At 56.2% G+C, this 18,017-nt stretch carries 14 protein-coding genes and 1 pseudogene; 6 read left to right on the top strand and 9 right to left on the bottom strand.

Annotated elements, in window-relative coordinates; translation table 11 throughout:
* Positions 1–53: 53 nt before the first annotated feature.
* Positions 54–3,203 carry an efflux RND transporter permease subunit gene (locus AC3IT9_RS10950; RefSeq protein WP_489273023.1) on the bottom strand — a complete coding sequence of 1,050 codons (3,150 nt, stop codon included), beginning with the start codon at positions 3,201–3,203 and terminating at the stop codon, positions 54–56.
* Positions 3,200–4,309 carry an efflux RND transporter periplasmic adaptor subunit gene (locus AC3IT9_RS10945; RefSeq protein WP_489273022.1) on the bottom strand — a complete coding sequence of 370 codons (1,110 nt, stop codon included), beginning with the start codon at positions 4,307–4,309 and terminating at the stop codon, positions 3,200–3,202. Before AC3IT9_RS10945 ends, AC3IT9_RS10950 begins: the two co-directional genes overlap by 4 nt.
* A 214-nt stretch (positions 4,310–4,523) precedes the next feature.
* Between AC3IT9_RS10945 and AC3IT9_RS10940 the strand changes: the two genes are divergently transcribed.
* Both AC3IT9_RS10940 and AC3IT9_RS10935 read left to right on the top strand, forming a co-directional pair.
* A complete protein-coding gene (locus tag AC3IT9_RS10940; RefSeq protein WP_489273021.1) occupies positions 4,524–5,984 on the top strand; it encodes an efflux transporter outer membrane subunit in 1,461 nt (486 codons plus the stop codon).
* Between the two features lie 172 nt (positions 5,985–6,156).
* Complete coding sequence (locus AC3IT9_RS10935) at positions 6,157–6,942, top strand: SDR family NAD(P)-dependent oxidoreductase (protein WP_489273020.1); 786 nt, start codon at positions 6,157–6,159, stop codon at positions 6,940–6,942.
* A 113-nt stretch (positions 6,943–7,055) separates the two neighbouring features.
* Here the strand turns inward: AC3IT9_RS10935 and AC3IT9_RS10930 are convergent, their stop codons facing one another.
* From AC3IT9_RS10930 to AC3IT9_RS10915, 4 genes and pseudogenes are all read right to left on the bottom strand, one after another.
* Complete coding sequence (locus AC3IT9_RS10930) at positions 7,056–7,352, bottom strand: outer membrane protein transport protein (RefSeq protein ID WP_489273502.1); 297 nt, start codon at positions 7,350–7,352, stop codon at positions 7,056–7,058.
* A pseudogene (locus AC3IT9_RS10925) lies at positions 7,333–7,820 on the bottom strand (OmpP1/FadL family transporter); the annotation flags it as partial. The gene AC3IT9_RS10930 and the pseudogene AC3IT9_RS10925, both read right to left, overlap by 20 nt.
* A gap of 200 nt (positions 7,821–8,020) precedes the next feature.
* Positions 8,021–8,641, bottom strand: coding sequence for a TetR/AcrR family transcriptional regulator (locus AC3IT9_RS10920; RefSeq protein ID WP_489273018.1), 621 nt, complete (start codon positions 8,639–8,641; stop codon positions 8,021–8,023).
* 136 nt (positions 8,642–8,777) lie between these two features.
* The gene (locus AC3IT9_RS10915; protein WP_489273016.1) at positions 8,778–9,185 is read right to left on the bottom strand and encodes a winged helix-turn-helix transcriptional regulator; all 408 of its coding nucleotides are present in this window, start codon (positions 9,183–9,185) and stop codon (positions 8,778–8,780) included.
* 101 nt (positions 9,186–9,286) lie between these two features.
* On the opposite strand from AC3IT9_RS10915, the gene AC3IT9_RS10910 reads away from it, so the two are divergent.
* On the top strand, positions 9,287–10,036 hold the full coding sequence (locus tag AC3IT9_RS10910; RefSeq protein WP_489273015.1) for an NADPH-dependent F420 reductase: 750 nt from the start codon (positions 9,287–9,289) through the stop codon (positions 10,034–10,036).
* A 615-nt stretch (positions 10,037–10,651) separates the two neighbouring features.
* Here AC3IT9_RS10910 and AC3IT9_RS10905 read toward each other — a convergent pair.
* Positions 10,652–11,569: an AraC family transcriptional regulator gene (locus AC3IT9_RS10905; RefSeq protein ID WP_489273013.1), complete on the bottom strand. Its 918-nt coding sequence runs from the start codon at positions 11,567–11,569 to the stop codon at positions 10,652–10,654.
* Between the two features lie 165 nt (positions 11,570–11,734).
* On the opposite strand from AC3IT9_RS10905, the gene AC3IT9_RS10900 reads away from it, so the two are divergent.
* The 3 genes from AC3IT9_RS10900 to AC3IT9_RS10890 all read left to right on the top strand — a co-directional run bounded on the left by AC3IT9_RS10900 (position 11,735) and on the right by AC3IT9_RS10890 (position 15,150).
* Positions 11,735–12,784 carry an NAD(P)-dependent alcohol dehydrogenase gene (locus AC3IT9_RS10900; RefSeq protein ID WP_489273011.1) on the top strand — a complete coding sequence of 350 codons (1,050 nt, stop codon included), beginning with the start codon at positions 11,735–11,737 and terminating at the stop codon, positions 12,782–12,784.
* Positions 12,785–12,837: 53 nt separating this feature from the next.
* The gene (locus AC3IT9_RS10895) at positions 12,838–13,860 is read left to right on the top strand and encodes an alpha/beta hydrolase (RefSeq protein ID WP_489273010.1); all 1,023 of its coding nucleotides are present in this window, start codon (positions 12,838–12,840) and stop codon (positions 13,858–13,860) included.
* A gap of 87 nt (positions 13,861–13,947) precedes the next feature.
* Positions 13,948–15,150, top strand: a complete 1,203-nt coding sequence (locus AC3IT9_RS10890) for an MFS transporter (protein ID WP_489273008.1) — start codon at positions 13,948–13,950, stop codon at positions 15,148–15,150.
* Positions 15,151–15,319: 169 nt separating this feature from the next.
* Here the strand turns inward: AC3IT9_RS10890 and AC3IT9_RS10885 are convergent, their stop codons facing one another.
* Both AC3IT9_RS10885 and AC3IT9_RS10880 read right to left on the bottom strand, forming a co-directional pair.
* Positions 15,320–16,573, bottom strand: a complete 1,254-nt coding sequence (locus tag AC3IT9_RS10885) for an OprD family porin (protein WP_489273006.1) — start codon at positions 16,571–16,573, stop codon at positions 15,320–15,322.
* A 92-nt stretch (positions 16,574–16,665) separates the two neighbouring features.
* Entirely contained in the window at positions 16,666–17,970 is a 1,305-nt protein-coding gene (locus tag AC3IT9_RS10880) for a CitMHS family transporter (protein WP_102668718.1), read from the bottom strand.
* Between the last annotated feature and the right edge of the window lie 47 nt (positions 17,971–18,017).

Raw genomic sequence — 18,017 nt, 5'->3', positions numbered from 1 at the left:
CCTCTTCATTTTTCAACCGACGCCCACTAAAAGCAGCAAGCTATGGCCTATGGCTAAAGCTTTGTGGTGAGGTGAACGGCGAGAGGACGGGGTGGCGTCCTATCCACTAGGCTTGCTTGCTTATTCGCTGTTTCAGTTTGACCCGTATTGTCAGGACGGATCTTGAACCAGATGGAGTACATCGCTGGCAGGAACACCAGCGTCATGATGGTTCCGACGAACGTGCCTCCGATCAGTGTGTAGGCCAGCGTCCCCCAGAAGACGGAGTGTGTCAGGGGGATGAACGCCAGGATTGCCGCCAGCGCTGTCAGCAGCACCGGGCGGGCACGTTGTACGGTGGCTTCGATCACCGCATGGAACGGATCCAGTCCTTCTTGCGCGTTGTGATGGATCTGCCCAATCAGAATCAGCGTATTGCGCATCAGAATGCCCGAAAGGGCGATTAGACCGACCAGAGCGTTGATACCAAACGGCTGCTGGAAGATAAGCAGTGTCGGCACCACACCAATCAACCCCAGTGGCGAGGTGAGGAACACCATGATCATCGCCGAGATCGAACGGACCTGCAGAATGATGACCAGCAGCGTCATGGCAATCATGATCGGGAATAACGGCAACATCGCTTTACCGGCCTTGCCCGACTCCTCGATTGCACCCGCCTGCTCAATCCGGTACCCGCCAGGCAGCTTGCCTATGACCGGCTGCAGCTCCTTCATGATCACGTTCGAGACGTCCGGTGGCTGCAAGCCTTCGGCAATGTCGCCGCGCACGGTAATGGTCGGCGTGCGGTCACGACGTCGGAGGATCGGATCCTCCATACGAACATCGACCTCTCCCACCTGAGACAGCGGAATCCGCTGACCCGCCGTGCCTACCAGCGTAAAACCTTCTATCTTGGCGGGATCGAGCCGGATATCACCCGCTGCGCGACCAACCACCTGCACCGAGCGAATGTCCTCACGAACCGCGGTGATCGGTACTCCGGCCAGCAGGAACTGCAGTTGCTGCGCGACTGAGTTTGACGTCAACCCCACCGCCTCCAAGCGATCCTGATCCAGAGCGAAATGCAGCGTCGGCGTTAGCGGTCCCCAATCGGTGTTGACGGTTCTCATCATCGGGCTCGACTGCAACACGTCCTGTACCTGAGCCGCAATCTCGCGCAACTTTGACGGATCAGGTCCCATCACCCGGTAGGCAACAGGGAATGGCGAGTACGGCCCAAAAACAAGCTGAGTCACCCTGACACGCGCTTCTGGGGCAAGTCCCTCAGCCGCCGCTTCGCGGATACGGAACTTGAGGGTCTCGCGCTCCTCCTGGCTGTCCGTCAGCACCACAATTTTCGCGAACGACGGATCAGGGAGTTCCGGCGCCATCGCTAGATAGAAGCGCGGCGCACCTTGCCCGATATAGGCCGTGACGATCTTTGCCTCATCCTGCTTTTGCAGCCAGGTCTCTATCTTGGCGGTGGTCGCGCTGGTCTGCTCAATGGAGGCTCCATAAGGCATTTGCACTTCAATCAATACCTCTGGACGGTCCGAGGTAGGGAAGAACTGCTTCTTGACCAGGTTCATGCCGAGGATCGCCACGACAAACGAAGCGATAACAGTGCCGGCCACCAGCCATTTGCGAGCGATTACTCGCGTCAAAACCTGGCGGAAGCGGTTGTAGTTAGGGGTGTTGTAGATGGCCGCGTGACCACCCTCGACCTTCTTGATGTTCGGCAACATCTTCACACCCAGGTACGGGGTAAAAGCAACCGCAACCACCCAGGAGGCAATCAGGGCAATGCCCACGATCCAGAACATGTTGCTGGTGTACTCGCCGGCTGTCGACTGCGCGAAGCCGTTGGGCATAAAACCGATAGCGGTCACCAGCGTACCGGAAAGCATCGGCGCGGCTGTATGACTCCAGGCGTACGCGGAAGCTTTGATGCGGTCGTAGCCCTCTTCCATTTTCACCACCATCATTTCGATAGCAATGATGGCGTCGTCCACCAGCAGTCCGAGCGCCAGAATCAACGAGCCAAGGGTGATACGGTCAAAGTTCTTTCCAGTGGCCGCCATCACCACAAACACCACAGCCAACGTCAACGGCACAGCCGCAGCGACCACAACGCCTACACGCCAGCCCATGCTGAGAAAGCAGACAAGCATCACCACAAGCAGCGCGACGAAAAATTTGACCATGAACTCGCCGACGGCCGAACTGATATTTACAGATTGATCGGTGACCTTGGAGAGCGTCATGCCCAAAGGCATGCCTTCATTTATCTTGACCGTCTCCGCGTCCAACGCCTTGCCGAGGTCAAGACCGTTCCAGCCCTCACGCATCACGATCCCCAGCAACAAGGCCTCTTCACCGTTATTGCGCACGAGAAAGGTTGCGGGATCTTCATAACCACGTTCGATCGTCGCCACGTCAGAGAGTTTGAGCGTGCGCCCCTGAACCGAAATGGGTGTGTCACGAATCTTCTGCACCTTATCGAAGGCGCCATCCAGCCGGAGGAAGACCTGCGGTCCATCGGTTTCGATCGAACCGGCGGGCGTGAGCACGTTTTGATTATTCAGCGCGGCAAAGATGTCCTGAGGAGATACGCCCAAGGTGGCCAACCGATCATGCGAAAAGGAAACAAAGATACGTTCGGGCTGCTCCCCAATAATGTTGACCTTCTTCACGCCCGGCACATGCAACAGTTGTTGGCGCAACGACTCTGCATCACGCACCAACAGTCGCTGCGGCTCGCCTTTGGCTTTTAGGGCGAAAAGCGCAAATGTCACGTCCGAAAACTCGTCGTTGACCATTGGCCCGATAACACCAGCCGGCAGCTTCCTGGCCTCGTCGTCAAGCTTTTTACGCGCCTGATAGAACTCCTCCTGCACTTGCGAGGGCGGCGTACTATCGAGCAGTGACACCATCGTGAAAGCGAGGCCAGGACGGGTATAGGTTTCCGTGCGGTCGTACCATTTCAGTTCTTGCAGGCGTTTTTCAAGTGGCTCTGCTACCTGATCCTGCATCTCCTGCGCCGTGGCGCCCGGCCACGCGGTAATGACCGTCAACTGCTTGACCGTAAACGGAGGATCTTCCGCACGCCCCAACTGGAAGAACGCCAGGGTGCCTGCAACGGCAATCAGGAAGATCAGAAACACCGTAATAGATCGCTCACGAACGGCGATCGCGGAAAGATTGAAGCGACCCTCGCTCATGGACGCCCCCCGGCAATTTTTTCGTCATCCTGTTGAGGCAATCTCACCTCTTCACCTTCGCGCAACAGATGTGCGCCTAACGCTACGATCTGCTCGCCGACTTTGAGGTCGCCCGCGACTCGCACTGTGTCGTCGCTCAAGCCCAGGACTTGTACAGGTCGCCAGGCCACCTTCGCCGGTGTACCGGCGATGACCCACACGCCAGTGCCTTGGCCTGGGTCATAAACGGCCGCGATCGGTACTTGCAGCCCCTGCCCTTGCGTGGTGCCTTCAGCGATCCGAAGCGTGACGGTCGAACCTATCGGTGCATTGGCCAGCGCGCCCTCAAGCACATACCGCGCCTCGAAGGTGCGTGTCATGCGGTCGGCCGAGTCAGACAGCAGCCTCAGCTTCGCTGTAACAGCGTCCGTGGTATTGCCATAAAGCGTTGCCTGCGCAGTGGATCCTGCTGCGGGGCGCAACGTCTCGGGCAGGTGCACGATGGCTTCACGCTGCCCTGCCCGCGCCAGTCGAACCACGGGCTGTCCCGGGCTGACAACTTGTCCGGGCTCGGCGAGCGTCTCCACCACCACGCCGTCGGAATCCGCAAGCAGCACCGCATAACCAGAAGCATTACGGGCAACGTCAGCCTGCGCTTCAGCGGCGCTAAGCTGCGCCTTTGCGGTATCCGCTGCGGCTTTGATCTGGTCGTAGGCCGATGCAGAAATAGCGCCTGCGGCAACCAGACTGCGGTATCGCGCCTCGTCATCTGCTGTCTGCTTGGCTCGGGCCCGAGCTGCTATTACCGACTCTTGCTGTGCTCGCGCCTGCAACCCTAGGTCGATTGGGTCGAGGCGCATGAGTGGCTGACCACGTTTAACGGTCTGACCGGTGTCGACCAAGCGCTCAAGTATCTTGCCTGACACCCGAAAGCCCAGGTCGCCCTGGACGCGGGCAACCACGACACCCGTGAAAGAACGCGAGACGTCGGACGAAGTCTGAACAACAGTGGACCTCACCAAAGGGGCATGCGTGCGTGGATCGTCAACGGTGGATGAGTCGCCACATGCCGTCAGGACGAGAGGCAACAAGCAAGCGGCAATGGGGAAAGGTCGAAGCCGGCGCATAGGTTCCCTTACTTAAAATAGGACGATCGTCATATTCTCAATCTAGTGACTACGAGTGTCAATGGTCACAGCCTGTGAAACCTTTTCCTTCACACACCGAGTGCGAAAACCGGCATTAAAACTGGATAAACTCTACCTCCACTCAAAGAGCGTCAATTGACAGAGCGTGACCATTACGTAATATGGTCACAAATCCTGCACTAAAGGAATCTCAATGCCTCCCCTCTGCCCAATTGCTCTTTTGTTCAGCGCCGGCTTAATGGCAGGTTGCGCGGTCGGTCCGGATTACCATCGTCCAGACGCTCCGCTTTCGGATCGTTACTTGGGCCAGGCTTCTATCGAACAGCGGCCTGGAGCGACGCCGATCCGCCTTGGCGCTTGGTGGGAAGGCTTTGGTGATCCAGTGCTAACCGACTTCATCTCCAAGGCACTTGAGCAGAATCTGGACCTGGCGCAGGCGTCGGCGCGAGTCACACAGGCGCGGGCCGGACTAGGTGCTGCAAATGCCGCTTTACTCCCCTCAGGGAACATCAGTGGACAGGCCGCGCGCTCCTACCAGTCAATCGAGACGCCGCTCGGCCAGGTGTTGAACTCAACGCCTGGCTATGATCGGTACGGAAGTTCCTACGAGGCCAACCTTGATGCCAGCTGGGAGGCAGATGTCTTTGGCGGATTGCGCCGCGGACGCGAGGCTGCTCTCGCCGAGTACCAGGCTTCCCAGGCAGGCGTCGCTGCCACACGATTGGCCATCGCCGCGCAGACCGCTGATATCTACATCACTATCCGCGGACTGCAGACCCGGCTGGACATTGCGAATCGGCAAGTCAAAACGCAGCAGGCGTTGCTAGAGAAAGTCCAATTGCTCTACAGCAAGGGGCTCGCCGCCAACTATCAGGTTCGCCAGACCGAGGGGGCGCTATCGCAGGTCCAAGCGACAGTGCCGGTCCTGCAGACCGGTCTGGATGCTGCCATGAATGCGCTGGATGTAATGCTCGGCACGCCGCCAGGCACTCACCGCACGCAACTGGCAAGTGCGGGGAGCATTCCTGTAGCGCCGCAGTTAAAGACGATGGGAACGCCGGCCGATTTGCTGCGCCGCAGGCCTGATCTCATTGTGGCTGAGCGCCGTCTTGCGGCCTCAAACGCACGCATCGGGGAGGCGATTGCTGAGTACTACCCGAAGTTCTCCCTGAGCGCATTGCTGGGCAGTGCCACGGCCGTGTCCGCAGGCAATCTTTTTACCGGCGGCGCCAGCCAATCGGCGGGCCTGCTGGGACTGCGCTGGAGGCTCTTCGACTTCGGTCGCATAAACGCCAAAATCGACCAAACCAAGGGACAGGAAGCCGAAACCCTGGCCGCTTACCGTCAGTCTGTGCTGCGCGCTACCGAAGATGTCGAGAACGCGCTCTCTTCACTGGTGAATCGGGAAGCTCAAGCAACCACCCTCACCGGGGGAGAGGCGTCTCTGACTGAGGCTCGCCTATCGTCGTTCATTGCCTATGAGAAAGGCACGGCCAGCCTGATCGATGTCCTGCACGCTGACGAGACGATGCTGCAGGCTTCCGATGCTCGGGCGCAAGCGCGAACAGAATCGGCACGAGCGGCGGTTGCGGTATTCAAGTCACTCGGTGGTGGCTGGCAACCTCCTGAAGTCCTACCTGTTGCGACGCGATGACTTAACCAGGTGACGTAGCCCTTGATGCACGCACCTCCACGTCCTCTCTTCGCTACTACCCAACCCGAGAGCGGGATTCGCTCATCGACTGACGACCAGTGGTCTCAGGCCGTTCTGTTGCGACGTGCTCAGCAACCAATTGCTCAATAGAAACCAACCGGAGTACAGCGAAATGAAATCGAACGAGAATTCCTGGGTGCTCATCACCGGCGCATCAAGCGGATTTGGCGAAGAGTTTGCCCGACAATATGCAGCACAGGGAAAATCGCTCGTCCTGGTAGCAAGAAGGCTGAGTAAGCTCGAAGCGCTATCGGCGCAATTGCGCGAACGTTTTGGCGTCGATGTGATCGTCGAACAAGTAGACCTGTCCTCGATCCCGGCGATCATCGAACTGCATGAGCGACTCAGCGAACGCAATATAGTGATCGATGTGCTCATCAACAATGCGGGTCATGGATTGCAGGGGCCTTTCCTGGATCATTCTCTGGATGAGTCCCTGACCATGATTGATTTGGATATCGCCAGCCTGACAGCCCTGACACGCCTTTTCGCGGCCGACATGCGAGCCCGCAAACGTGGCCACATCCTGATGGTCGCAAGCTTGCTGTCCTTCCAGGGCGTGAAGAATTTCGCCGTTTACTCTGCCGCGAAAGCCTATGCTCTTCGCTTCTCTGATGCGCTTCATCGTGAACTGAAAAATGACGGTGTCGTCGTTACCGCACTTTGCCCAGGAATGTCGGATACCGGATTTGCAGAAAGCGCCAAGCAAAAGATTACGCCGGCCTTAAAAAGGGTGATGATGCAGCCTCAACCCGTCGTGCGTGCAGGAATCCGCGCACTGCAAGCCGGACGCATGAGTGTCGTACCAGGTTTTGGCAACAAGGCCATCACTGTCTTGACGTGGGCCACACCACGTCGGTTTCATCAGAGCCTGATGGCACAGGTGATGGGAGTCTGAGGCGAGCGACAAAAATGCCTATTCCCTGAGGGAAAAAGCTAGAGATGTATTCTAAAAAGGCCGGGAGGCAACGCGTGCTCCCGACCGGACAGTAATCGTGTAACGGCACTCAACTAGAAGCGGTAACTAACAGAAGTACCGAGCCCGCTCGCACTGTTCTTATATTTGGCACTGTATGCACCTCTGGTCGGCGAGGTGTCGTTGATCTGCACGCTCTCCTCCCACAGGTAGGAATAGGCAACATCGATCGTGACATTGTCCGCCGGAGCCCAGCCAGCACCGAAGCTGATCACCTTCCTGTCGCCCGTAGGAATGCGCGGTCCTCGGATTGGGCACCATACCAGACAGCTCACCGCTGATACGGTTGATGGTCGGACCGAACCCGATCGAAACTTTATCGTAGAAGTCATAGCTGATGGTGGGCTGGAACGTAAGGGTCGTGACTTCGCTTTTATTGGCGTAGTAGCGCCCGGCGAAACCGCTGCCATAGTCAGTCATCAAACCGAAAGGTACATAAAAACCTACACCGAACGCCCAATGCTCATCGATGGGTTTGACGTAGTAACCCATAGGCACGGTGGTGGTTGGCACCATGTCGCCGTCTTCCTGGCCGCCGAATGTACTGCGGGTGTGGCTTATGTCGGACTTGGCGAAAAGAGTCGCCGTCCCAAGCTGACCTGCTCTCTTTTCAAGCGAGACATGCCCGCAGGGTTACCGAAGACTGTGCTCGCATCTTCAGCGGCGGAAGAACGACCGGCAAACCCGGACCCCATCCCACTGATGCTTTGTTCATTGAGAGCGAAGCCGCTTGCAAAAACGTTTGAGGATGCGAGCACGACAGCAAGGCCAAATGGGGTCTTGAGCACTATTTTTTTCATTGTTTGAACTCTATGGGTATCACTGAGATGAAGCATTAGAAGCGATGGACCACCATATTTATTCATGTGATCAAATCAGTAAATAGTCACATTACAGATAAATAAAATGCCCTTCGACGGATGGAAGAAGGGCAAAGTGAAAAGCCGTTTGGTGATCTGTCGCGCCCCCCCCCGGTATGCGGTAAACCTTTAGCCAAAGGTCAAGGCATAAGGCTACGCAAGATGAGATTGGAGGTAAGCGTGGGCGCCTCCTCGACGAAATCGAGGTTGTATTGCAGCAGCAATGGGTTGACGAATGGTCGCAACGCGAGATGTATCGCTTCTACTGTCTCGTCCAGCGGAGTCTTGCGTTCAAACTCGCCAATCTCTCGCCCCTCTCGCACTATTTGCGACACGAAGCGTTTGATCTGTGCCTCATAAGCCCGCGTACTGGGCCAGCTTTCCGACGCCGCGAACGCTGCAATGTCATAGAGTTTTCGGTCGTTAAAGAACAGATTCACACCTGTGGCGATCACCGTTTTGACCAGACGTCGAAAGCGCTCCGTCGGCGACAGGTCTTCTACGTTGATAGCCTGCTCCACAGCCACGACGATTTCTGCCAGACAATTTGCGCAGATGGCTTCACCTATCGCCTGCTTGGAATCAAAAAATTTGTAGATGTAGGCCTTTGAAAACCCGATGGCCTTGGCCAGGTCGGAAACCGTGGTTTTGCCATAGCCGTATTGACTGAAGTGTTCGTTGGCCGCCGCGACAATCTGATCGCGAATGTCGTGATCAACTGGGCCACGTGGGCTGGGCGAAGATATTGATGGCTGATTCATGGAAATAGCTTACTCACCCTATCGAGGACTTACAAATTGTGACCAATTATATATATAGTCACCAATCGAACATTTGGAAACCACAGTTGATCAGATTTGAAACGGGCTGACGTTTTGAGTAATCGCACATGGCGGATTAGCGTTCCAAAAGTTCATTGTCGCTAACGCTAGACAGTTCCATCCCGTTCGCCTCGTGCTGGTGACGAAGCTCAGCCCAGTCTATAAGGGCAGTCATAGCCGGGCCGAGTGCATGACCCAGCACCGTCAGCGCGTACTCCACCCGCGGCGGCACCTCTGGGTATACGGTGCGTTGAACGATGTCATCCTGCTGAAGCCCTTTCAACTGCTGAATGAGCATCTTCTGCGTGACATCGGGAATGAGCTTTTCCAGTTCGGAGAACCGAAGCGGCCGGCCTTTAGCGGCCATCAGCTCATTGATGATCACAATTTTCCACTTCCCCTCCAGAACGCGAAGCGTAGCGTTTATAGCGGCAGACCAGGCCTGCCGTCGTAAAGGGTTCTCACATTCCCACTCGCGCTCCATCGATACTTACCTTTTGGTGGGTTACAGACAAAAACGTCGGTTCTTGCGGATATTGCAGTATCGATAATAACGTATCCGGACTTTGAATCCCTGGAGGCATTATGAAAATTGCGATCGTTGGTATTGGATCTATCGGCGGAACCCTTGCCCGCAAGTTTGTCACTGCTGGCCACGAAGTCAGTGTGGCCAACTCTCGTGGAAAAGAGGCGGTGAGCGCCTTTGCCAAGGAAGCAGGTGCCGTTCCTTGTGACTTGAAAGATGTCTTCGACAGTGCCCATGCTGTGATTATTTCAATTCCCCAACCAGCTATGACAGCTATTCCTAAGAACCTGCTGGCCGCACTACCCTCCTCGGTTCCAGTGGTCGACACCAGTAACTATTACCCAGGTCTGAGAGACGAGCGCATCCCCGCGCTGGAAGATGGTCAAACAGAGAGCGTGTGGGTTAGCGAGCAGCTTGGCCGACCGGTGATCAAGGCCTTCAACAATATTCTGGCTTATTCGCTGGAGAATCTTGGTAAGCCAAAAGGCGCCGAAGGCCGTCTGGGAGTCGCCGTGGCCGGTGACGATGCAAATCACAAGCGTCTTGTGATGCAACTTGTCGATGAAGTTGGATTCGAGCCGGTCGACAGCGGCAGCTTGGAGGACTCATGGCGTCAACAACCCTGCACACCAGCGTACTGCTGCGATTACACCGTTGATGAGATGCGCCCGGCGCTGAGTGCCGCAGTCAAGGGGGCCGCCGCGCAAAAAAGAGAGGCGTTCAATGCGCAACTCCCTGCACTATTCGCCAAAAATCCGTCTCATCATGACGTCGTTGAATTTAATCGGAGCTTCAACGCGGCCAGTTGAACTCCTCGTCACCGATCCACTCGGAAGCTACGGTTGTTGGAGCGCAACACGCTACTGATTTACTGGACAACACTATTTGATAGTCCTTCAGCGGTGAGTGCAGTCGCTTTAGCTCGCCGATACCGCCGCCTTCTCATATGTATCCGCTAGGCAGCTATCGCCCCAGGCACCCTGGTTGACCTTCGCGGCGATCGCACTCTACGGCGCAGGTACTCTACTTGGGGGCAAGGTAGAAACTGGCGAAGCTATCGCTAGATGCTGCTCGAGAACTCCAAGAGGAAACCGGGCCAAGTTTTGATCAGTTCCTGTACATTTTTTTATTTGGAAGCAGGCAACACATACCACCATGTTTTTGGAGTCTCTGTCCCAGATGCGGAAAATGCCGCGCCTCAACACGAGATCATCGCGTGCATTTGGCATTCTCTGAACACATTTCAGGACTAAGACACAAGCGATGCTACGAAATCTATTGTCAGATCATTTCTACACCGCCTCTGACGCCAGTCATCACCGCGACTATCCGTGTAGGCAACCGTAGCCCCTCATCATTCTGAGTGTCCGCTATTGGTTGTGGATTTAACCGGTCGATGTAGCTCCTTGTACGTACTGAAGGTCCTACCCCTGCCCTCGCAACACCGAAATATCCCGTTTGGGGGGGACGCCAAACAGACGGCTGTATTCGCGACTGAACTGAGACGGGCTTTCATATCCGACCTTGAAGGCCGCACTGGATACGTCCTGGTGTTCATTGAGCATCAACCGTCTTGCTTCATTCAGTCGCAGCCATTTTTGATACTGCAAGGGGCTCTTTGCAGTGAGTTGGCGAAAGTGGTGGTGAAAGGTCGGAGTGCTCATCTGCACACGGGCCGCAAGGTCATCGACGCGAAGCGCCGAGGTGTAATTCAACTTCAGCCAATCGATGGCTTTCGCGATCCGATAACCTTGGCCATCGACAGAAGTTATTTGTCGAAGCCGGCTCGCCTGATCACTCTGCAAGAGACGGTAGTGAATCTCACGCTGAATCAAGGGGGCCAGAACAGGGATGGACTCCGGCTCATCGAGCAGTGCCAATAAACGCTCGAATGACGCCAGCATCGCAGGGGTCACTGAACCAATTCCTACCCCCTTCGCAACTGATCGATCACGGATTGGCGGCAGGTCACTTTGCGCTATCAGCTCAGCCAGCATGCGCAGATCGAGTTTCAACGTCAGCCCCAAGCATGGTTGTTCCGGGCTTGCCGTCAGCACTTCTGAATTGGCAGGCAAATCCAATGAGGTGATCAGAAACCGCGACATGTCATAGGGGTAGCCCTCGCCACCTACCCAGAGCTGTTTCTCACCCCGGGCGACAAGGATGATACTTGGCTCAACCATGCAGACGATGGGCGGTGCTGGATGTTCGCGCCTGAAGAAGCCGAGACCTGTAATGGCCGTTCCGTAATCACCTGGTTTCGAGATCTGCACGCCGATGATCTGCGCAAGCCTTTCTTGTGGCGATGTCTGTTGAGGAGCTGTGTCTGGGTTGTTCGTCATATTCGTCTTGTACCTCTTCACTGAACTCTAACTCGCCAGTTCACGACCGTCCTGCAAAAAAACAGAGAGTCATAGAATCAGGCAAGTAATCCAGCGGAATGCACTACAGAGAGCCTTGGCAGACCGGGAAAATGTCCATCCGACAAATCCTTTGAGGTCTCTCCCATGCTTGTACAAGCCTATGGCGCTCATGCTGGCGACAAACCCCTTGAGCCGATGCAGATCAATCGCCGCGAGCCGTCAGCCCATGATGTTCAGATCGATATCGCCTTCTGTGGCATCTGCCATTCGGATTTGCACCAAGTGCGCGCCGAGTGGGCAGGCACGCAATTTCCTTGTGTACCTGGGCACGAAATTGTCGGTCGCGTATCAGCGGTGGGCACACATGTAGCGGATTTCAAAGTCGGCGATCTGGTCGGTGTCGGCTGCGTCGTCGACAGCTGCAAACACTGTGACGACTGTGACACAGGCCTGGAAAACTACTGCGATGAGATGGTCGGTACCTACAACTTTCCGACACCGGATGCACCTGGCTGGACGCTGGGCGGCTACTCGCAAAACATCGTGGTGCATGAGCGCTACGTGTTACGCATCCGCCATCCCGAGGCGCAACTAGCTGCCGTCGCCCCGCTGATGTGCGCGGGCATCACCACCTACTCTCCTCTGCGTCACTGGAACGCCGGCCCAGGCAAGAAAATAGGTGTGGTCGGCATCGGTGGCCTGGGCCACATGGGTATCAAGTTGGCCCACGCGATGGGTGCCCACGTCGTGGCGTTCACCACCTCTGAATCCAAGCGCGAAGCGGCAAAGGCGTTAGGCGCCGATGAGGTCGTCGTATCGCGCAACGCTGAAGAAATGGCTGCACATACCAAGAGTTTCGACTTCATTCTCAACACCGTCGCAGCCCCCCACGATCTTGATGCTTTTTTGGTTCTGCTCAAGCGTGATGGGGCTCTGACACTGGTCGGTGCGCCCGCCTCGCCACACCCATCGCCCAACGTATTCAACCTGATCATGAAGCGCCGAACGATTGCTGGCTCGATGATCGGAGGCATCCTGGAAACACAGGAAATGCTGGATTTCTGTGCCGAGCACAGCATCGTCGCCGACATCGAACTGGTTCGAGCAGACCAGATAAATGAATCCTACGAGCGAATGCTCAAGGGTGACGTCAAGTATCGCTTCGTGGTCGACAACGCCACGTTGGCTGACTAAACGCCTGAGTCAAAAACTCCAGTGAACAACCATTCAATCGAAAGGAATATCCAGTGAAAGGAATTTTGCTAGCCCTAGGGCTGCTTGTTATCTCTTTTTCTTCAATGGGAGCCAACATGTCTAACGGCGCAGACAACTTCTACACCAGCGATAAAGTGATCGTGGAAAAGGTCAACTTCAAAAACCAATATGGCATGAAGGTGACAGGTAACTTGTTCACCCTCAAAGGACTCGAACCGCAATCAAAGAGTGCAGCGATAATCGTCGGACACCCTATGGGTGCAGTAAAGGAACAGAGCGCGAATCTTTACGCCACTAAAATGGCCGAGCAGGGATTTATCACGCTGTCACTGGACTTGTCGTTCTGGGGTGAGAGCGAAGGTACGCCTCGCCAAGCAGTTTCGCCTGATATTTACGCCGAGGACTTTAGTGCCGCCGTGGACTATCTCGGCACTCGCCCGATTGTTGATCGAGAGCGTATCGGCGTCATCGGTATCTGCGGCAGTGGCAGCTTCGCCATCAGCGCCGCCAAGATCGACCCTCGTCTGAAAGCCATCGCCACGGTCAGCATGTATGACATGGGGGCGGCCAACCGTAACGGTCTCAAGCACTCAGTCACGTTGGAACAACGCCAGCAAATCATTCGCGATGCGGCGCAGCAACGTAACGCGGAATTCTGGGGCGGCGAAGTTCGCTATACCAGCGGCTCACCACTAAAGCTGACCGGCAACGCTGTGGGTGACGAGTTCTATGATTTCTACCGCACTCCGCGCGGTGAGGTCACCCCCGCTAGCGCATCGCCGCAAACCACTACCATGCCGACGCTGACCAGCAATGTGAAGTTCATGAACTTCTACCCATTCAACGACATCGAGACCATCTCCCCGCGCCCACTGCTTTTCATTACGGGCGCCACGGCGCACTCAAGGGAGTTCAGCGAGGACGCCTACAAACGGGCGGCCGAACCCAAAGAGTTGCTGATCGTTCCAGATGCCGGGCATGTGGATCTTTACGATCGGGTCAATTTGATTCCCTTCGCCAAGTTGGCCACGTTCTTCAACAGTCATCTGAAGTAATCGGATCGGCGACCCACACGGGAACCGTTCCTCTCTCGCGGCTTCGCTTCTGGAGCCGCGACGCTTCACGCAATACAGGATTTTTCAATGCCCCATCTTCCCTCCTCCCATGAAGCTCAACATTCATGGGGCGCTGTCCTGGCCATGTCGCTCGCCGCCTTCGTGCTGGTGGCATCGGAGTTCATGCCCGTCAGCCTGCTGACACCAATTGCCGCCGATCTGCATATCACCGAAGGACATGCCGGTCAGGGCATTTCCGTTTCGGGGCTGTTTGCCTTATTCACCAGCCTTCTTATCCCGCTGGTGGCGGCGCGGGTTGACCGTAAACCGCTACTTCTTTCACTGACGCTGTTGATGATCCTTTCCGGAACAGTGGTCGCGTTCGCACCGAACTACGGGGTATTCATGATCGGGCGCGCGCTGATCGGTGTTGCGATTGGTGGCTTCTGGTCACTGTCGGCGGCAACCGCCATGCGCCTTGTGCCTGATGACCAGGTCACACGCGCCATGGCAATCGTCAACGGCGGCAACGCTTTGGCGACTGTGATTGCAGCACCATTGGGCAGTTTTCTCGGTGCCTTGATTGGCTGGCGCGGTGCATTCTTGTGCGTCATCCCAGTCGCGATAGTCGCTTGTGTATGGCTGTCTGTAAGCCTTCCACCGATGAAATCGCAAAGCGGCTCAGGCACTGGAAACGTCTTCAGGTTGATGAAAAGCGTACCGGTCGCGCTAGGCATGGTAGCGGTCAGTGTGTTTTTCATGGGCCAGTTCATGCTGTTTACCTATTTGCGCCCATTCCTTGAAACGGTCACGCACGTCAGTGTCTCCATGCTGTCTTTTATGTTGCTCGTTCTGGGCCTGGCGGGACTTGCCGGAACCTTCCTGATTGAAGCGTTCTTGAAAAATGGCCTGCATCGAACCCTCATCGTCATCCCGATCTTTATGGCGATGATTGCACTGGCGCTTGTTTCATTCGGTAGCTCGACGGCCACCACGACCGTCTTGCTTGGCGCATGGGGACTGGTTGCGACTGCAGCGCCCGTGGGATGGTGGACATGGCTGGCAAGAACGTTGCCACACGCTGCTGAAGCGGGAGGCGGTTTAATGGTGGCGATCATCCAACTCGCTATTGCGTCTGGCGCAACCGTTGGCGGGCTGGTCTTCGACTCGAGCGGCTATCAAGCGACCTTCGAATTGAGCGCCACTTTGCTAGGCGTGGCGGCCGTTCTTGCCTTCCTGGCTGCACGCGCAGCATCGCGGGAGCCTGTTGCATCGGTAAGCATTGCTTGAAATAACCGCAAGACACGCCAAGGCATGTCTTGCGGTTTCGGTGGAGGATACGCTCTGAAATTGGACGTAACCGTCAGCGTGCGCTGTCGATGATTTGGCCACCGTCCAATCCTTTGAAGCCGCCACTGAAAAGGCGGCCTGCGAAAATCGCGAGGCCGCAATCAGGGGATCACCAGAGGGCGATGTCGTAGGTAAAGTAGATTCGGTTGCTATCTCGGCCACGGGAATAATCAGAGCGGTAAACGTAGTTACGCAACCGCACACCCAGCCCCTTGAAGGTGCCTTGTTGCACGACGTAAGCCAGTTCGGCATCACGTTCCCACTCCTTGACCGAGGTGTCGGACTTACCGTCGTTGCCGCTCAGATACCGGGCGGAAAACGTCAGGCCCGGTACGCCGACGGCAGCAAAGTTATAGCCGTAATTAAGCATCCAGGTTTTTTCATCCTCCTCGACAAATTTGCCTATCCCGGCGTTGCTGAACGAATAAACCGTTGCGCCACTGATAAAAGGTAATCCGGCATCACCACTGAGGGTCTGGTATCCGCCACCGAAGGTATGGCCGGAAATGGCGTAGGACAATTGCCCGCTCAGCATGTTGTTGTCGATCTTGCCACCGTAGGCTGAGCCGTTATCGACACTGTTGAAGTAGCGCAAGTCACTGGTCAGCACACCGCCGCCCAAGGGTAGATCGTGCTGGATACCTGCGAAATTCTGTCGGTAAAAATTTTCCAGTTCACCGTAGAAGTAACTCAAACGAACGTTTTTCCCCAGCTTGTATTCGGCCCCTGCATAGCTGAAGTCGCCTGATTTATCTCCGCCATAACCGTCGGGCACAATCGGCATGTTGTCACTGGAGTCACGCAGTTTGAATCGATCCAGGTAACCCCCGGTGAGGGTGAGATTCTCGATGTCGACGCTACTGATCTGAGTGCCTTGGTACGTTTGCGGCAACAGACGCGCGTCGTTATAGATCAGCACCGGAGTCTTGGGTAGCAAGGTGCCGTATTTGCCCGTGGTCTTGGCCAGTTGGGCTTTGGCAGTCATACCCAGACTTGCGAATTCGTCAGCCGCACGACCGTCATCATGCACGGGCAACAAGCCAGTGCCGCTGCGGCCACGGCCGGAGTCCAGCTTGACCCCGAGCAGGCCAAGGGCATCAACACCAAACCCGATAGTGCCAGGTGTAAATCCCGACTGGTAATCCAACAGAAATCCCTGGGCCCACTCGGTTCGTTCGCTCTTCGCCGTCCTTGCTGATTTGGCACTCATGCCATGCTCGTCGCGGAAATTCTCATTGAAATAGACGTTGCGCAATTGCAGCTTGAGCTTGCTGTCGTCGATAAAGCCTTCTGCACTGGCGCTGGCCAGCGGCAACAAACCAAGAAGTGAAAACAGCGCCCGTTGGGTATGCAAAGTGGTCATTGGCAAACTACTCATTGTTGTTATTTGGAGTGCAGAACAGCGCACGCCTCGCAAGCGAGGCGCGTCAGGAGAAAACAGATGCTTGGGGTGAATCAGGAGAAGAGACTGATCGCCCCGGTCAGCAGGGCTAGCGCGGTGACTACTAATGAAGTGAGTACCGCCCATTTGACGGTGGCTTTCTGGAAATCGCCGATATCACGATCGACCATACCCACCAACAACAGAGTTGAGGCTACCAACGGACTCATCAGGTGTACTGGCTGACCGAGAATCGACGCGCGGGCGATTTCCACCGGGTCAATGCCATAGGCTGCGGCCGCGTTGGCCAGGATCGGTACCACACCAAAGTAGTAAGCATCGTTGGACAGAACAAAGGTCAACGGCATGCTGGTGATCGCCACCACCAGTGGGAACAGGTGACCCCAGGATGGCGGAATCCAGTCCACTAGCGTTTGCGCCAGAGAGTCGACCATCTTGGTGCCCGAGAAGATCCCGGCAAAGATACCGGCGGCAAACACCAGCAGCACCACCGTCATCGCATTGCCGGAGTGGGCGAGAATGCGCTCTTTCTGAATATCCAGTTGCGGGTAGTTGATCATCAGTGCCAGGACAAAGCCGATCAGGAACAGGATCGCCGAGTGCATGATGCCCATTACCAGCGCGACCATGACCGCGATCACCAGCAACAGGTTCACGTATGCAAGTTTAGGCCGTTTGTGCGGGGTATCACCCAGGATCGCGTCGATGTAGCAATTACCGCCACCGCTCTGTAGCTGCACATTACCGATGCGCTTACGCTCGGCACGGCCCAGGAGGAAAGCGGTGAACACCACCCACATCGCGCCGCCGATCATGGTCGGCAGCAAGGGCACGAAGTACTCGCCGGCATCCAGGCCCAGTGCCGCGATCGCCCTTGTAGCGGGCCCGCCCCATGGGGTCATGCCGCTCATGATGCTCAAGGACAACATGGCGATGGTCGCCAGAATCATCGGGTTCATGCCGATACGCTTGTACAACGGCAGCATTGCCGCGCAGGTGATCATGTAGGTGGTTGTGCCGTCGCCGTCGAGGGCGACCAGCAGTGACAGCAGCGCGGTGCCGATAGCGATTTTCATCGGATCGCCGTTTACACGCTTGAGGATTTTACGAATCAACGGGTCGAACAACCCGGCATCAATCATCAGGCCGAAGAACAGGATGGCGAACAGCAGAAGCGCAGCCGAAGGCGCAACCATCTTCAGGCCGTCGAGCATCATCTTGCCCGTAGTACCGCCAAAACCGCCAATCACCGCAAACACAATCGGCACCACCGTCAGGGCGACAATCGGCGATAGGCGTTTCGACATTATCAGATAGGTAAAAACCACCACCATGGCCAAACCAAGAAATGCGAGCATAGGTCAGTTCTCTTGTTCTTATCAGTAGCGTGGCCGATGCGCAGGCG

Source organism: Pseudomonas sp. KH_046_1 (assembly GCF_057839025.1).
Note: the sequence above shows the minus strand (reverse complement) of the source record. Positions and strands in the feature narration are given on the sequence as shown.

What these genes read in the sequence shown, in the direction of transcription:
- AC3IT9_RS10915 (WP_489273016.1), bottom strand. Translation starts at nt 9,185, where the DNA reads ATGGAGCGCGAGTGGGAATGTGAGAACCCTTTACGACGGCAGGCCTGG.
- AC3IT9_RS10910 (WP_489273015.1), top strand. Translation starts at nt 9,287, where the DNA reads ATGAAAATTGCGATCGTTGGTATTGGATCTATCGGCGGAACCCTTGCC.
- AC3IT9_RS10905 (WP_489273013.1), bottom strand. Translation starts at nt 11,569, where the DNA reads ATGACGAACAACCCAGACACAGCTCCTCAACAGACATCGCCACAAGAA.
- AC3IT9_RS10920 (WP_489273018.1), bottom strand. Translation starts at nt 8,641, where the DNA reads ATGAATCAGCCATCAATATCTTCGCCCAGCCCACGTGGCCCAGTTGAT.
- AC3IT9_RS10880 (WP_102668718.1), bottom strand. Translation starts at nt 17,970, where the DNA reads ATGCTCGCATTTCTTGGTTTGGCCATGGTGGTGGTTTTTACCTATCTG.
- AC3IT9_RS10930 (WP_489273502.1), bottom strand. Translation starts at nt 7,352, where the DNA reads ATGACTTCTACGATAAAGTTTCGATCGGGTTCGGTCCGACCATCAACC.
- AC3IT9_RS10935 (WP_489273020.1), top strand. Translation starts at nt 6,157, where the DNA reads ATGAAATCGAACGAGAATTCCTGGGTGCTCATCACCGGCGCATCAAGC.
- AC3IT9_RS10890 (WP_489273008.1), top strand. Translation starts at nt 13,948, where the DNA reads ATGCCCCATCTTCCCTCCTCCCATGAAGCTCAACATTCATGGGGCGCT.
- AC3IT9_RS10945 (WP_489273022.1), bottom strand. Translation starts at nt 4,309, where the DNA reads ATGCGCCGGCTTCGACCTTTCCCCATTGCCGCTTGCTTGTTGCCTCTC.
- AC3IT9_RS10885 (WP_489273006.1), bottom strand. Translation starts at nt 16,573, where the DNA reads ATGACCACTTTGCATACCCAACGGGCGCTGTTTTCACTTCTTGGTTTG.
- AC3IT9_RS10900 (WP_489273011.1), top strand. Translation starts at nt 11,735, where the DNA reads ATGCTTGTACAAGCCTATGGCGCTCATGCTGGCGACAAACCCCTTGAG.
- AC3IT9_RS10940 (WP_489273021.1), top strand. Translation starts at nt 4,524, where the DNA reads ATGCCTCCCCTCTGCCCAATTGCTCTTTTGTTCAGCGCCGGCTTAATG.
- AC3IT9_RS10950 (WP_489273023.1), bottom strand. Translation starts at nt 3,203, where the DNA reads ATGAGCGAGGGTCGCTTCAATCTTTCCGCGATCGCCGTTCGTGAGCGA.